Consider the following 13,317-nt stretch of genomic DNA (forward strand, 5'->3'; position numbering starts at 1 on the left):
GCCGCGGAGGAACTGATGGAAAAAATCAACAACTTCTTTGTTATTGAAGGACTGGACGGATCCGGAACTACAACCCAGCTTCATCGCATCGGCCGAAGAAGCGAGGGCCTTTCTCCGGTGCTTTTTCCAACCTTTGAACCGACGGACAACCCCATTGGACAACTGATACGAAAAATCCTCCATAAGGAAGTGACGGTTCCCCATGATACCCTGATGCGCCTTTTTTCCGCGGACCGCTCCCTTCATCTCTTCGAAAAAAACCATGGGATTCTGGACCGTATAGCCTCGGGAGAAACAGTCCTCTCGGATCGTTATCTTTTTTCCAGTGTTGCCTATCAGTCCCTCTATGCCTCCCTGGATGATGTCCTTCAGCTTAACCACTTTCCTCTTCCCCAGCGGGTTTTTTTTATTGAACTGTCGCCGGAACTCTGTGCTTCCCGCCGAAAAACCCGCTCCAAAGAGGAACTCTTTGACGAAACGGAGATGCAGCGAAAGATCCGGGACAACTATTACCGTGCCTTCGAATGTTTCCCGGACCTTGATATTCAGATTATCGACGGGAGCGCCTCCATAGATGAGATAACACGGATTATCTGGAGATCCCTGCCGTATCCGCCGATAGAATAAATGTGAGGACTCTGGTAATTCTTCTTTTATCAATACTTGTTTTCCCACAGGTGGCGTCCGCCTACCCGGTACAATATGCGGAGCAATTCTACAAGCTGTTCCATACCCAGTTGTACCGGTATCCGGAGAATTACGAGGAAAACATCTGGTACCTAGAACGGGCCCTCACGTCCGATTTCTGCAACCCTCTGTATGCCCTTGGCCGCCCCATCAACGATTCCACGGACTGGGCAAAGTACCGGGCACTTTTCAAAATGCACGTCAATCTGAAAATAATCGAACAGTATCGTGGGCTTGCAGCCAAGTTCAATCGGGAGAAGGCCTACTTTTTTAATGCTCCCTGGAAAGAGGAAAACCTGGAAAGCCTTAAAATCGCTGAGCACTTTTTCAGGGCAGCCCTCTATTACTGGCCCGAGGCCCGTCGATGGGCCCGGAATGCTTCCACAAAACCCTGGGATCATTACGAGGGGATTGAGGCCTGGGAAGATGAACGCTACAGGATAATGCAGGGTGAGCTGGATTACGGTGAAATAATCCGTATGGACCTGGAACACCTTGGCAGAGTCAGGGCCGAGTTTGAGGCCATGGATGAAAACACCTACTGAATGAACATGGCATCTCCATAGGAGAAAAAACGATACTCCTTCCGTACGGCCTCTGCATATGCCTCCAGAATGACTTCTCTCCCTGCAAAGGCTGACACCATCACCAGCAGGCTGGAACCGGGGGTGTGAAAGTTGGTAAACATATGATCCACTATTTTGAATCTGTAACCCGGTGAAATAAAAAGATCCGTCGAATTCCTGCCCGCAGCCAGTTTTCCTTCAGAAAAAGCGGATTCCAGGGTCCGAACCGTGGTCGTACCCACCGCAACGACAGGGCGCTTCTCTCTTCGTGCCCGGTTCACCGCATCCGCTGTTTCGACGGATACCTCGTACTCCTCCGTATGCATACGGTGGTCAGACAGGTGCTCAGTACGGATAGGCGCAAAGGTCCCTATTCCCACATGCAGGGTAACGTAGCGTATCTCTGCCCGTTCCCGAATACGGTGGAGAATTGCCGGGGTAAAATGAAGACCCGCGGTGGGTGCGGCGACTGAGCCTTCCTCCCGGGAATAGACGGTCTGGTAGCGTTCGCTGTCGCTTTCGTCCGCAGAACGCCGAATATACGGAGGAAGAGGAATGGCTCCATTGCGTTCCAGGTAGGCCTTATCCAGGGGAGGATCAAAACGCAGGATGCCCCGATCTCCGGGTTTATCCACAAGAACAGCCTCCACCCCTTCGGGAAAACTGTAGCGACGGCCGATCTTCTGCCGCTTGCGCCTCTGAACCACGGCATCCCACAGCCCGGGCTCCCTCTCTTTCAGCAGCAGGAACTCCACGCTGCCGCCGTTTTCGGTTCTGCCGAAGATCCTGGATTTTCTTACCCGGGTATTGTTGAATACAACAAGACTGTTCTCCGGGAGGAGTTCAGGAAATTCCGCCATAACATGGTCGGAGCTTGTGCCTGTTTTTCTGTCCAGCAGCAGTAATCTGGATTCTCCCCGGTGCTCCGGAGGAAACTGGGCAATCAGATGTTCCGGTAAATCAAAAGAGAAATCCCTGGTCAGCACTCCGCTCTCCCGCTTCAATTTTCAGGTGTTCATAAGCCAGGTCGGTTACCATCCTACCCCGGGGAGTCCGCTGAAGGAAACCCCGCTGAATCAGGTAGGGTTCATAAAAATCTTCAAGAGATTCAATGGCCTCCCCCACGGATATGGCGAGAGTTTCGGCACCCACGGGACCTCCGTTATAGCGGCTGATGATGGTAGCGAGGATCTGCCTGTCCAGGCGTTCAAGACCGTACTCGTCGATCTCCAGCCGCCCCAGCCCCTCCTCCACTATCTTCTCCGTTACAGTTCCGTCACCGGATTTTCCCAGAATCTGCGCAAAATCCCGCATCCTTTTCAGCAGCCTGTTTGCGACCCGCGGGGTTCCTCTGGCACTCATAGCCAGCCTGGCCACAGCGCCGGGGGTTACGGAGGTTTCCAGAATACCGGCTGTACGCCTGATTATCTTTTCCAGGTCAGCGGTCTCGTAGAAGTTCATACGGAAGGAGATTCCAAAACGGCTGTACAGGGGACCCGCCACCTGACCTGCCTTTGTGGTTGCCCCTATCAGGGTAAAATGGGGAATCTGGATTCGGATTGTCCTGGCAGCCGGCCCCTGTCCGATAACCCAGTCTATCTCGTTGTCTTCCATGGCGATGTAGAGCATCTCCTCCACAACCGGCTTAAGACGGTGGATTTCGTCGATGAAAAAGACCGAGTTCTCCGTAAGAGAAGTCAAAATCCCCGCCAGGTCCTTCGGTTTGTCCAGGGCAGGAGCAGAGGTCGCTTTGAACTCCGCCTTCATTTCGGCAGCCACGATTCCCGCCAGGGTTGTCTTGCCCAGCCCCGGAGGTCCGGCCAGAAAGAGGTGATCCAGAGCCTCGCCTCGCTCCCGGGCGGCGCGGATAAAGACCGACAGGTTCTCCTTAAGTGAAGGCTGACCCAGGAATTCTCCCAGGGTGGCAGGCCGCAGGGAGAGCTCTTTTTCGTCCTCCGCAGTAAAATCGCCCCGCAGGAAGCTGTCATTCTCCATGCTATGCTCCTGCGCCCCGGCTCAACAGGACGATGGCTTCCCGCATGAGGCGCCCTTCGGCTTCTTCTTTGTCGATATCCTCGGGAAGCTTATTAATCAGGGACCGGACCGCTTCGGCGGCGGCGTTCCGGTCAAAGCCCATATCCGCAAGGGCCGATATTATATCTCCGTGGGGGCCGCCGGCTGCAGCATCGGCAGAGACAATGGTACCCTGCAGGGCAAGGATGATCTTCTGGGCAGTCTTTTTTCCGAGCCCCGGAATTGAGCTCAAAGATGCAATATCTCCCTCCTCAATGGCACTCGCCAGACGACGGGAAGGAAGACCGGAAAGGATCTTTACTGCCAGACTGGGGCCTACACCGGAAACCTTCAGAAGTTTCGTGAAAACCGTCCTCTCGGTCTCGTCGGCAAAGCCGTAGAGTTTCATGGCATCTTCTTTATGGTGAAGATATACAAGAAGACGCTGACGGGAGCCGGGCTGCAGAGATTGAAGTGCGCCGCTTGTTACAGACAGGATATATTCGACCCCGCCCACATCAATGCAGCATTCGGAGCTGCGTATCTCGGTTATTGTTCCAGTAAGACTGTTGTACATTAATCTTCTTTCCCCTCTGCCGTCTGTTCCGGAGACAGGTAGTTGTACCGGCAAACCGCAGCTGCAAGAGCATCAGCGGCATGATCCGGCCTGGGAGGATCCTTTAAACCGAGGATGAGCCGGAGGAGCTCCTGCATCTGCTCCTTGTCAGCCCTGCCGACCCCTGCAACTGCCTGTTTAATCATGGGGGGAGAGAATGCCTCCACCCTCAGGTCCAGCTCTTCGCAGGTAACAAGGACCACCCCCATAGCCTGGGCGACGGGTATCGCGGAGGTCTGGTTCTTGGCAAAATAGATGCTCTCTATTCCGACGATCTCCGGTTTATATTTTCGGATAATATCTATGAGCTCCCGCCGAATAGTCAAAAGACGACGCCCGTTCAACTCCCTGGCCGAAGTAGTGATACTCCCGTGGGAAACATGCCGCAGTCTGCTGCCTCTGGCGTCGATTATACCCCAGCCCGTATTGGCCAATCCCGGATCAATCCCGAGGACCCTCATTAATCTTCAGGCATCTCGAAGTCATCGGGGATATCGATATTCGTTGAAACCGACTGAACGTCATCATGATCGTCAATACGCTCGATGAGCCGCATGACCTTGGCGGTGGATTCGGTGTCCAGACTTACATAGGCTTCCGGAACCAGGCTTACCTCGGCCATCTCTTCGGTGAATCCTGCGCCCTGCAGGGCTGTAAGGACCTCTTCGAAGCTTTCAGGCTCGGTGGTGACCTCGATACTGTCTCCCTCGTGACTGACATCTTCGGCGCCTGCCTCGAGGGCTGCTTCAAAAATGGCTTCTTCAGAATACTCGGCCGCATTGTAGGCAATAATGCCCTTGCGCTTGAAAAGGTAGGAGACACATCCTGTTTCTCCGAGGCTGCCGCCTCCCTTGGTGAGGATACTCCGGATATCCGCGGCGGTTCTGTTTTTGTTATCCGTAAGAGCCTCGATCATGATGGCGACCCCGCCGGGTCCATAGGCTTCATAGGTAAGTTCGATATAATCGACCCCTTCTATTTCACCTGTTCCCTTTTTTATAGCCCGGGCGATATTATCCTTGGGCATATTGGCCGCCTTGGCCTTGAGCACCGCAGTCCTCAGCCGAGGATTGGCTTCTTCGTCTCCACCGCCCATTCTGGCTGCAACGGTAATCTCCTTTATAATCTTGGAGAAAATCTTTCCCCGTTTGGCGTCCGCAGCGCCCTTTTTATGCTTAATAGATGCCCATTTACTGTGACCGGACATACTGTCTCCTTGTTTATTCTCGAGTGGGATAATTGTAACACAGAACAGTAGCATAGACAAAAAATTGCTGTCAAGCAAAGGGATTAAGGGATTCCAGCTCCTTCCAGGCATCGAGAAAGAACCTGTCCTGAATCCAGAAGGCTTCCGGACCAAGAGCAAGCCTGCCCGCTTCAGTATCGATGGAAAGACTGTCCGCCCAGACACCCAGGGTTCGGGGGATAATGTCCCGGAGGCTGTGTCCGAAGCGTCTTTCGATCTTTTCCAGGGAAATTCCGCGCACCTGCCGAAACCCCATAAAGAGGTGTTCGATAAAAAATTCTACAGCGGAAGGGTATTCTATCTCCGTGTAATCCTCCGGTTTTCCCCTCAGATAAAGATTCAGGTCAGGTCGGACACTCTGATGCATCCAGCTATCATTCCCGTATAAAAGTGAAACCGCCCCGGGGCCAATACCCAGGTATGGTTCCATCTCCCAGTATGACCGGTTGTGCAGGCTCTCATTTCCAGGCTTTGCATAGTTGCTTACCTCGTAATGCAGGAAACCCCTGGACTCAATATCCCGGGGCAGACTGTCATTCCGCGCTCCGATCTTCCCGGTGCGAAGAGCAAGGGGAGTACCCTCCTCGAGGCTGAGATCGTAGAGAGATATATGCTCAATTCCCGAAAGGGGCAGCATGGCCAGCTCCTCCTCCAGGAGCAGGGACGCACTTTCCGGGAGTCCGCGAATCAGGTCGATACTGAGCTTCCCCTTCCAGTTTTTCCCGAGCAGATCGAAAGCGGCGTACACCGATTTCAGACTGCCCCGTCTTCCCAGGAACTTCCTGGAGGGCCCGTGAATGCTCTGTACCCCCATACTTAACCGGGTTACCGGATAAGCGGAAAAGAGGTCCAGATGATCCCTGCTCAGGGATTCAGGATTAACTTCAACGGTCCACTCAAGGGGAAGCTTCCCCCCTGCCCTGGCTATGGCGGAGAAAATCATCTCCAGAGATTCCGGTGTCAGACTTGTGGGAGTGCCTCCGCCGATATAGACCGTGGGAAACTCATCAATCTTCAGCCTGTCACAAAAAAAGCTCAGCTGCCTGACAAGCGCCCTGGTAAAGGCTTCTTTATCCTCTCTGCTTCGGCAGTCCAGGGAAAAAAAATCGCAGTAATCGCACTTTGCACTGCAAAAAGGTATGTGAACATACAGAGCCGGTTTCATGCCGGTGTTCAGAAAAAAGGAAGAGGCCAATAGGTGAACAGGATCTTCCCCAGGACCGCCCTCAGGGGAACCGGTCCCCACAGGCGGGAATCGTCCATTACTCCACGGTTGTCGCAGAGCAGAAAATACTCATTCTCCCGGAGCACTATCCGGGAGAAATCGGAGTTTCCAGGGTAAGCTGATTCCCAGCCGGGGATTCCTTCAGGAAGCGTGAGAGAGTATTCTTCCTTTGTCAGCCTATCCTCCCTCAGAAACTCATCCTCCCCGGAGGGCCTGCAAAACACCCTCCCGTCTTTCATATAGAGGGTGTCGCCGGGGATCCCGATGATCCTGCGGACAATCAGGGAATCGCCGCGGTGTGCGCCAAGGATGGACTCCATGTTGATCTTCTGAAAACTGATTATTCCAAGAACCCTGTCCAGAGCGATGAACCAGGGGGAAGGAGAAGAATCGTATCCAGGCCGGGCGAGGACAAGATCTCCCCTTTCCGGCCTTCCGGCGGCAAAATAACGTTTCTGAGAAAGGCCGAAACTCAAACCATAGGGGAGCGCCGCACCAAGCAGGCGGTCACCGTTATGGAGAGCAGGCTCCATTGCCTCTCCGCGCATCTCCAGGCTGCTTATACCGGCAATCGATAGAAGGCCGACAAAAATAAAAAACCCGGCCGCTGTAATAAGGATTTTTTTTATCCGGGTCCGCTGTTTTTTGCCCCGCACATAAGCTGAATAGCGGGAGAAGCCGCCGTTTTGCTGAAACATGATAGAAGACGCTATCAGAAAAATCCTCTCCCTTCAACTGCTGCACAGGCCATGTACTTGCGTAAACCCGGGAATTTACCGTAGACTCACAGACCTGTATGGAAGGCAAAAAGATCCTGGCGGACAACAGAAAGGCCCGCTTCAACTACATGGTCCTCGATTCTCTCGAATGCGGTATAGCCCTGCAGGGTACCGAGGTAAAATCCATGCGGGCCGGAAAATTCTCTTTTACAGACGCCTACGCCCGCATACGCAACGGTGAACTGTGGCTGGTTGGATTTCATATCACCCCCTATGAGTTCGGGAATATTTTCAACCATGAACCGGTACGGGAACGCCGGCTTCTGGCGCACAAAGACGAAATCAAGCGTCTGCAGCGCAAGGTTGACGAGAAAGGTCTGACTCTGGTACCCCTGAAGTTCTATCTGAAGGGGGGTATTGTAAAACTTGAACTGGGAGTCTGCCAGGGAAAGAAACTCCATGACAAGCGGCAGTCCATCAAGGAACGGGATGACAAGCGCGCCGCGGACAGGGAGTTCAAGCAGCGGCTGTAAACTACTTGATGATTCAGTATCATTTGCGTATATTATGGAAGATCCCTGACGTGCAGAACAGTCATCAGATGGGGGGTGTCAAGGTTTCGACTGCGAGATGCAGAGTCATGGGTTGCAGGTGGAGCGGTTAACTCCTTAAACTGCCACAAACAATAACTGCTGACAATTACGAAGCAGACTACGCAATCGCGGCTTAATTAAGCCTCGTCGGGTACCCGGGATGCCGCCTTGAAGCCCGGTGTGCTTGTAATAAACCAGGGCTTACCTGAGCAGAGGCCTGTGCTGCCCGGGGACATTCAAGCAGGCTCTGGAATCGGGAAGGGCTGCCGGCTCTCCTCACCCGGTCCGAGATTAAAGAGACGGCTAAACCTGTAGAGATCTATGGCATGCCTTGTAGGACGCGGGTTCGACTCCCGCCACCTCCATTAGATAAATGTTGACGTATTAACAACTTAGGGTTATACTTATCTTGTACGTATCAGTTATGCTATCATTATATGCACTGATACGCGCAGGAGGGTATATCATGAAAAACAAAATGTTGCTTACTTTGCTGATCTTAGTACTTTTTGTCGCTTGCTCCGGCGGTGGTGCCGGTAGCGAAAGGGCCCCGCTTGTGAGCGTAAACCTTGCCGGGGCTGACGGGTATCTCCGGGTCTGGAATAGTCCCGCTGTCCTGAACGCCGTGAAAGACGCGGAAGTCAAAGAGGTGGTCTGGACTGACGAGAAAGGTGTCGAGGTCAGTGTCCCGGTCACTGAGTCAAAGCTGCTGTCTACCGATTACATGGTCTTACAGTACAGCTATGATGATTCCACCACGTCAGCGGTAGCTGACATTGTAACAGGTGAGCTGGTTGAAATCCCGGCCCCTGGTAACTGGTCGGAGATTAAATACCGTAATAACCGCATGTACTACGTCAGCGGAGGGGCGGTCCTGAACGTTGACCCGGCTACAGGGGAATCGTTCAAACTGAATGACAGCGATACCGTACCCGCCGGATACATGGTTCTAAGCGAGACGGAAACGCCCTTTATCCTGACCGGCAGCTTTAAGCGGTCATACCCCGGCGGCGTCTCACGTGAGCTTTCCGGCAGTCCTGCGGCCCTGCGACTGTATGAAGGTCTTTCCGGTGCTGAATCCGGGGGCTTGAAATCTCACTCCCTGATCTATGACGAGACCGCCGATACCTATTATATGATCCATTGGGGTGGCAATGCGTATTGGGAACAGATCATCGCTGACAACGGAAGCGTCACCGAGGGGCCGTCAACCGCCCTTTCTCACCCCTTCGCAACCGGAGCCCGGCGGGTAGGCTACGGAACGCCGACCGCTGACAATTCAGTATTTGCCGATTATGAGCATGTTTACACCCTGTCGGTTTCCGGCGGATCAATCACACTAAATGAAGCATACACCGCGACAAACTCCGGCCTGTCGGTTACAGAATCAAAATACGTGGATGGCCTCTACTATTACCAGTCAAACACAATCAATAATATGGTCTACCAGATCAGGGAATCAAATCTGGTTGACACCGACAGGGTGCTTGTCGAGGCCGGGATTTATGACCTCGAAGATTGGGACGTTGTGGCCGGGGAGCTCTTCTGGATTGACGATACGGGCTCATGGGTTATGGATTTAGCCACCGGGGATGTATCGGCGTATCAGGCGAGTGCAGTTGAGGCGGTGACGGAATGAGAGAGATTAAGTTTCGGGCATGGACTGGTAAGAAGTTCGTATACGGCTCGCGTGATGATGAAGTGAATCCTTCATGGGTGCTGGCTATGTGCAATGCGAACGGCATTGAGCCAGAACAATTCACCGGTCTCAAGGACAAGAACGGCAAAGAGATTTATGAGGGTGATATTATAGAGCATTATTCTGGTTTAGTTCCAAAAGGCGCTGATCCATACGTGAAGCAAATCGTAAGATGGAATCGATACCGTTGGGACGGCATAAACAATTTCAATGTATCAAAGATCATCGGCAACATCCACGAAAACCCGGAGCTATTGGAGAAGGCCGTCTAAATGCCCCGATACCGCGATTCAGACTATACAATTTACCCGCGGAAATTCAAAGACAAAACCGTATGGTACTACTACGCCTATGTCGACGGGGTGCGGCAACCTGGAAAATCAACCAGCATAGGCTACACGCGGGAACGTGATAGGGCGAAAACCAGAAAGCAGGCAGAGGGGAAAGTCCGGGAATTGCTGGAATACGGGAAAGGGCTTTCCGGGCCTACCCTGCGCCAGTGGGTCGAACAGCGCAATTTCTGGGACTGGCACAGGTCGGATTATATCCGGGGAATACTGGCCCGGTCGCCGAAAGATAAACCGGGGATCACACAAAGTTATTGCCGTGATGCTCAGCGGGTGACGGAAAGCAAAATCCTGCCCTACCACGGCGATAAACAGATTGACAGAATCACCGCGATGGACTGCGAGGATTTGCTTTTCGAGTGGCAGGCAACCGGGCGGGCGAATAAGACGGTAAATAACTGGAAATCGGTCTATTCAACAATCCTGGGTGAATACGAAAGGGTCCAGTTAATGAAGGACGCGCGCTCCCTGTACCGCAACCCGTGGCGGCAGGTTCGCCCGTTGGCCGTGGAAAAAAATAAGCGTGGGGGGCTCTCGCTCGATGAGGCCCGCCGGCTACTTGAGGTACCTGTTGACGATAAGTACAGCGCGGTATATTACCCCGCCATGAAGCTTGCTTTTATGACGGGGCTCCGTATTTCCGAGGTCTGCGGCATTGTCTCCGGGGACGTTAAGGATGTCGAGGTCAAACGTGGGGATCGGGTGCTTACGATGAGTTACCTGGAAATTGACCAGCAGTACAACCAAAAAATGAAGCGCCGTACACTGGTAAAAGACAAAGAGGTCCGGCAGATACCTATCACCCCGGGGATGCGCAAAGAGTTGCAGCCGTTCATGGGGAAAAAAGATCAGTACCTTTTCAGCTTCCATCCGCGCCGGGAAATTCCGATTACTGCTAACCGTCTGCGGGACTGGTTTTATAAGCGCCTTGAATCGGTCGGGATAGGCGAGGAAGAACGAAAGAAGCGGAATATCGTTTTCCATTCTACCCGCCGGTTCTTTAATACGCTTTTACGCCGTGCCCATGTTGACGATACAATCATCAGGCGGTTTACCGGTCACGATTCAGAGGCAATGACAGAGCACTATACGGATTACATTGTCCAGGATTTGCCGCTCATTGAACAAGCCCAGCGGAAATTCTTGGAAGGAAAAATCAAGGAGTGAACCTTTCCGGTACTATTTCTGAAATGGAAACGGTTTAGTTCGTGAGCGAAATTTATATACTTTTTTCGCTCAAATAAAAAAAGCCGGGACAAGCCCGGCAGTGATCAAAAGCGCGGAGAAGGACGCTTTTAATCGGGATAGTCTTTTGTTAATTTAAGATACCGTTCCCGTGCTGTGGTCTCGGAAACGCCGATTACTTTTGACAATTGTGATTTGTTTTTCACTTTCCAGTATTTCAAAAGGATCGCGTCTTCTTCGGCCGACCATATCTTATGCTGAAACTTTGACGTGTCCTCAATCTCTGCAATCTTCGCCATCATGTCTTCTGATATTTCCAGCGTATCAGGCATTGTTATTTCTGCTCTTCCGTCAGACATAGATATTCTCTCCTTGCATAGTGTTTAATCGGCATCAGAAAAGGCCGGATAAATGCTTCCCTGGATTTCTGGTCAATTTCAATTAGGCTGATACCGAAATCATATTTCCACGTTCTAAGCTTCCGGGTAAAGCTGGACTGCCGCGGGCCTCTCATTTGCAGAGCGGGGGCAATGTAGACGATACGCATAAAGCCGCGCCTGGAGTCTGCTGTCTCGACTTTAAAACAATAATGATCGTGAGCTCTGAGCAGGATGTCAGCTGACTGGTAATCTTCGAATTCAGCCTGCAAAATATCGTTTATCAATTCTTTCTGCATTTGCGTTTGCTGGCCGTAGGGGATATCGCTTCTCCCGACTACATGCCGGACGTGGATCTTTCTGCCATAGACTTCAAGCCTCAATTCGTCGTGGGCCTTGAGTCCGAAAGCGCCAGCTAAAATGTCCTCATACGCTGTATCACCGTCAGTGTGGAAACCGGTTCCCTTGACGATATGTATGCGGTCAGCTTTCGGCAGGCTGATTATCTGCTCAGCCATCCGGCACTGTTCGCCGATATCTGTTGTCAGGTGTGATGTGGTTTCTTTTTTTCCGGGGCCGTCGATTGCGTCGCCGTTGACAATTAAATCATCAACTGGGCCTATCTGCTCGACAATTGACTGGTAAAAATGCCATGCGGGAATTTGCCAACTGGTGCAATCGTTCCTGTGCCAATCCGGAGGCGTTAATCCGAGCAAGTGCCCGCAGTGCATATCGTTGATCAAAAGAGTCCTGTGGTATCTCGGCATAGGCTACTTTTTAAGCGCATTCCTCAGATCGCGCATTTCGGTTGTAAAGTGTTCAAACTGGCTTGACCACATCTGGAAAAGTTTCGTCTGTTCTTTCTCAAAGGCGGCTTTCCATTCGATATGATTATCCCTGAGACTGCCAAGCGACTGCGCAAAGGTGTCCATATATTTTGACAGGTTATCGACGTTGCGGGTAAGGTCCGTTATCTTGGCGCCTAATTCATCTTTCAGGACGTCAACTTTCCCGTCAATCTCGGATATGTCGTTTTCAATTTCAACGCGATTTTCCTCCAAGTTGCGGATCCGTGGCTCAAGGCCGGCTACGACCTTTTCGATTGTCGAGAGCATCAGCCAGGATTTGATTATCAACGCGATTGAGGCTATAAGCGTAACGGGTATTCCGATAGCAACAAGTTGATCGATAAATTCCATTCTTCTTTACCCCCTACACTGCAACAATTTTATAAACAAAAAAGATCAGCTCCATGGTGGTTGGCCGATTGTTTCCGAGCGTGGTATCTATCTCGCCGCGAATCGAAAGACGCCTTTCCGCTTTGGCAATTTTTACGCCCTGCTCAATGGTAAAAACATCAGCATCCTCTGCGGTCAAATCGTCTCCTTCGAGATTAACAATAACCGGGTTGGCAGAATCTACGGCCACATCTTCCCGACTGTTTTTCACATTCCCGTTTTTGTCGGTCAGCGTCCATGTGACAGTGCCAGCATTCGGGGTTGTTGCCGCCTTCGCTTCATCCCTGAAAGTAAACTCAGGCGAATAGCTACTCCCTGCCGGGACTGACACACGGTCTATCTGGTAGGCGTTCGGCATTTAGTCCTCCGTGATATCCAGTTCACCAGCTCCGAATTCGGGTGTTATGCCGTTTGATACATTCAGGGTTGCCGAAAGAGCGCCAGAGTATAGGAGCTTGCCGGTTCCGGTTTCGGAAGTCCCGATGCCGAAGTATGTAATCGCGTTTGTTCCTCCGGTACACGCCCCGAAAGTTATAGCCGCAGCATTGGCCGCAGCGTTCCCGGTAACGGTCCAGCCGCCGGAAGTACGAGCAACCGAGACGCGACCATATCCGGTATAGTCCGCTTCCGACGTTGACTGGTTCCCCGCCTCTCCTGGGTCCGCAGTATGCAGACTGACGTAAAGCACCCCGGCAGCAGATGATCCACGCAGTCCGGTAGCATCGCCGACGTTTGCAATATTCGTATTGTTAAGCAGCAGCAGTAAAAGCTCATTCTCAAAGGTATTGGATTTGCTCATTTCATCC

General features: G+C 52.2%; 18 protein-coding genes and 1 other RNA gene. 7 read left to right on the top strand and 12 right to left on the bottom strand.

Going from position 1 to position 13,317, the window contains the following annotated elements:
- Nucleotides 1-15: 15 nt before the first annotated feature.
- Nucleotides 16-627: a dTMP kinase gene (tmk, locus tag B4O97_RS03305; protein WP_083048304.1), complete on the top strand. Its 612-nt coding sequence runs from the start codon at nucleotides 16-18 to the stop codon at nucleotides 625-627.
- A gap of 2 nt (nucleotides 628-629) precedes the next feature.
- Nucleotides 630-1,232 (top strand): hypothetical protein, encoded by a 603-nt coding sequence (locus B4O97_RS03310; protein WP_233142890.1) that lies wholly within the window; start codon nucleotides 630-632, stop codon nucleotides 1,230-1,232.
- Here B4O97_RS03310 and queA read toward each other — a convergent pair.
- The 7 genes from queA to lepB all read right to left on the bottom strand — a co-directional run bounded on the left by queA (nucleotide 1,226) and on the right by lepB (nucleotide 7,051).
- Nucleotides 1,226-2,239: a tRNA preQ1(34) S-adenosylmethionine ribosyltransferase-isomerase QueA gene (queA, locus tag B4O97_RS03315; protein ID WP_083048308.1), complete on the bottom strand. Its 1,014-nt coding sequence runs from the start codon at nucleotides 2,237-2,239 to the stop codon at nucleotides 1,226-1,228. The two genes, B4O97_RS03310 and queA, sit on opposite strands and share 7 nt — an antisense overlap.
- Nucleotides 2,214-3,248 (bottom strand): Holliday junction branch migration DNA helicase RuvB, encoded by a 1,035-nt coding sequence (gene ruvB, locus B4O97_RS03320; protein ID WP_083048310.1) that lies wholly within the window; start codon nucleotides 3,246-3,248, stop codon nucleotides 2,214-2,216. The genes queA and ruvB overlap by 26 nt, the downstream gene beginning before the upstream one ends.
- 1 nt (nucleotide 3,249) lies before the next feature.
- Entirely contained in the window at nucleotides 3,250-3,843 is a 594-nt protein-coding gene (gene ruvA, locus B4O97_RS03325) for a Holliday junction branch migration protein RuvA (protein WP_083048311.1), read from the bottom strand.
- Nucleotides 3,843-4,343, bottom strand: a complete 501-nt coding sequence (ruvC, locus tag B4O97_RS03330; RefSeq protein ID WP_083048313.1) for a crossover junction endodeoxyribonuclease RuvC — start codon at nucleotides 4,341-4,343, stop codon at nucleotides 3,843-3,845. Before ruvC ends, ruvA begins: the two co-directional genes overlap by 1 nt.
- Entirely contained in the window at nucleotides 4,343-5,089 is a 747-nt protein-coding gene (locus tag B4O97_RS03335) for a YebC/PmpR family DNA-binding transcriptional regulator (RefSeq protein WP_083048315.1), read from the bottom strand. Before B4O97_RS03335 ends, ruvC begins: the two co-directional genes overlap by 1 nt.
- A gap of 70 nt (nucleotides 5,090-5,159) precedes the next feature.
- Nucleotides 5,160-6,293: a radical SAM family heme chaperone HemW gene (gene hemW, locus B4O97_RS03340; RefSeq protein WP_143305502.1), complete on the bottom strand. Its 1,134-nt coding sequence runs from the start codon at nucleotides 6,291-6,293 to the stop codon at nucleotides 5,160-5,162.
- 8 nt (nucleotides 6,294-6,301) lie between these two features.
- A complete protein-coding gene (lepB, locus tag B4O97_RS03345; RefSeq protein WP_083048319.1) occupies nucleotides 6,302-7,051 on the bottom strand; it encodes a signal peptidase I in 750 nt (249 codons plus the stop codon).
- A gap of 98 nt (nucleotides 7,052-7,149) precedes the next feature.
- Here lepB and smpB point away from each other — a divergent pair, with 98 nt between their 5' ends.
- The 5 genes from smpB to B4O97_RS03370 all read left to right on the top strand — a co-directional run bounded on the left by smpB (nucleotide 7,150) and on the right by B4O97_RS03370 (nucleotide 10,878).
- Nucleotides 7,150-7,605, top strand: coding sequence for an SsrA-binding protein SmpB (smpB, locus tag B4O97_RS03350; RefSeq protein WP_083048320.1), 456 nt, complete (start codon nucleotides 7,150-7,152; stop codon nucleotides 7,603-7,605).
- 71 nt (nucleotides 7,606-7,676) lie between these two features.
- Nucleotides 7,677-8,033, top strand: a transfer-messenger RNA (tmRNA) gene (gene ssrA, locus B4O97_RS03355).
- A gap of 98 nt (nucleotides 8,034-8,131) precedes the next feature.
- Nucleotides 8,132-9,304, top strand: a complete 1,173-nt coding sequence (locus tag B4O97_RS03360) for a hypothetical protein (RefSeq protein WP_083048323.1) — start codon at nucleotides 8,132-8,134, stop codon at nucleotides 9,302-9,304.
- On the top strand, nucleotides 9,301-9,636 hold the full coding sequence (locus B4O97_RS03365; RefSeq protein WP_083048326.1) for a YopX family protein: 336 nt from the start codon (nucleotides 9,301-9,303) through the stop codon (nucleotides 9,634-9,636). Before B4O97_RS03360 ends, B4O97_RS03365 begins: the two co-directional genes overlap by 4 nt.
- Complete coding sequence (locus B4O97_RS03370) at nucleotides 9,637-10,878, top strand: site-specific integrase (protein ID WP_083048328.1); 1,242 nt, start codon at nucleotides 9,637-9,639, stop codon at nucleotides 10,876-10,878. It begins immediately after the preceding gene.
- A 128-nt stretch (nucleotides 10,879-11,006) separates the two neighbouring features.
- On the opposite strand, the gene B4O97_RS03375 is transcribed toward B4O97_RS03370, so the two are convergent.
- Genes B4O97_RS03375 through B4O97_RS03395 form a run of 5 tightly spaced genes read right to left on the bottom strand, consistent with a single transcriptional unit; the run spans nucleotide 11,007 to nucleotide 13,310 of the window.
- Nucleotides 11,007-11,255, bottom strand: a complete 249-nt coding sequence (locus B4O97_RS03375; RefSeq protein WP_143305504.1) for a hypothetical protein — start codon at nucleotides 11,253-11,255, stop codon at nucleotides 11,007-11,009.
- Nucleotides 11,231-12,016 (bottom strand): hypothetical protein, encoded by a 786-nt coding sequence (locus B4O97_RS03380; RefSeq protein ID WP_143305506.1) that lies wholly within the window; start codon nucleotides 12,014-12,016, stop codon nucleotides 11,231-11,233. The genes B4O97_RS03375 and B4O97_RS03380 overlap by 25 nt, the downstream gene beginning before the upstream one ends.
- Before the next feature lie 27 nt (nucleotides 12,017-12,043).
- Nucleotides 12,044-12,472 carry a hypothetical protein gene (locus B4O97_RS03385; protein WP_083048334.1) on the bottom strand — a complete coding sequence of 143 codons (429 nt, stop codon included), beginning with the start codon at nucleotides 12,470-12,472 and terminating at the stop codon, nucleotides 12,044-12,046.
- A 13-nt stretch (nucleotides 12,473-12,485) separates the two neighbouring features.
- Nucleotides 12,486-12,869: a hypothetical protein gene (locus tag B4O97_RS03390; RefSeq protein ID WP_083048336.1), complete on the bottom strand. Its 384-nt coding sequence runs from the start codon at nucleotides 12,867-12,869 to the stop codon at nucleotides 12,486-12,488.
- Nucleotides 12,870-13,310, bottom strand: a complete 441-nt coding sequence (locus B4O97_RS03395) for a phage tail fiber protein (RefSeq protein WP_083048338.1) — start codon at nucleotides 13,308-13,310, stop codon at nucleotides 12,870-12,872.
- Nucleotides 13,311-13,317 lie beyond the last annotated feature (7 nt).

Origin of the sequence: Marispirochaeta aestuarii, from assembly GCF_002087085.1 — a bacterium.
Lineage (GTDB): Bacteria > Spirochaetota > Spirochaetia > JC444 > Marispirochaetaceae > Marispirochaeta > Marispirochaeta aestuarii.

Excerpts from the sequence above, each read along its gene's own strand:
- B4O97_RS03375 (WP_143305504.1), bottom strand. The coding sequence starts at position 11,255 with ATGTCTGACGGAAGAGCAGAAATAACAATGCCTGATACGCTGGAAATA.
- B4O97_RS03360 (WP_083048323.1), top strand. The coding sequence starts at position 8,132 with ATGAAAAACAAAATGTTGCTTACTTTGCTGATCTTAGTACTTTTTGTC.
- B4O97_RS03365 (WP_083048326.1), top strand. The coding sequence starts at position 9,301 with ATGAGAGAGATTAAGTTTCGGGCATGGACTGGTAAGAAGTTCGTATAC.
- B4O97_RS03385 (WP_083048334.1), bottom strand. The coding sequence starts at position 12,472 with ATGGAATTTATCGATCAACTTGTTGCTATCGGAATACCCGTTACGCTT.
- lepB (WP_083048319.1), bottom strand. The coding sequence starts at position 7,051 with ATGTTTCAGCAAAACGGCGGCTTCTCCCGCTATTCAGCTTATGTGCGG.
- B4O97_RS03335 (WP_083048315.1), bottom strand. The coding sequence starts at position 5,089 with ATGTCCGGTCACAGTAAATGGGCATCTATTAAGCATAAAAAGGGCGCT.
- smpB (WP_083048320.1), top strand. The coding sequence starts at position 7,150 with ATGGAAGGCAAAAAGATCCTGGCGGACAACAGAAAGGCCCGCTTCAAC.
- B4O97_RS03395 (WP_083048338.1), bottom strand. The coding sequence starts at position 13,310 with ATGAGCAAATCCAATACCTTTGAGAATGAGCTTTTACTGCTGCTGCTT.
- ruvA (WP_083048311.1), bottom strand. The coding sequence starts at position 3,843 with ATGTACAACAGTCTTACTGGAACAATAACCGAGATACGCAGCTCCGAA.
- B4O97_RS03390 (WP_083048336.1), bottom strand. The coding sequence starts at position 12,869 with ATGCCGAACGCCTACCAGATAGACCGTGTGTCAGTCCCGGCAGGGAGT.
- tmk (WP_083048304.1), top strand. The coding sequence starts at position 16 with ATGGAAAAAATCAACAACTTCTTTGTTATTGAAGGACTGGACGGATCC.
- hemW (WP_143305502.1), bottom strand. The coding sequence starts at position 6,293 with ATGAAACCGGCTCTGTATGTTCACATACCTTTTTGCAGTGCAAAGTGC.
- ruvC (WP_083048313.1), bottom strand. The coding sequence starts at position 4,343 with ATGAGGGTCCTCGGGATTGATCCGGGATTGGCCAATACGGGCTGGGGT.
- ruvB (WP_083048310.1), bottom strand. The coding sequence starts at position 3,248 with ATGGAGAATGACAGCTTCCTGCGGGGCGATTTTACTGCGGAGGACGAA.
- B4O97_RS03370 (WP_083048328.1), top strand. The coding sequence starts at position 9,637 with ATGCCCCGATACCGCGATTCAGACTATACAATTTACCCGCGGAAATTC.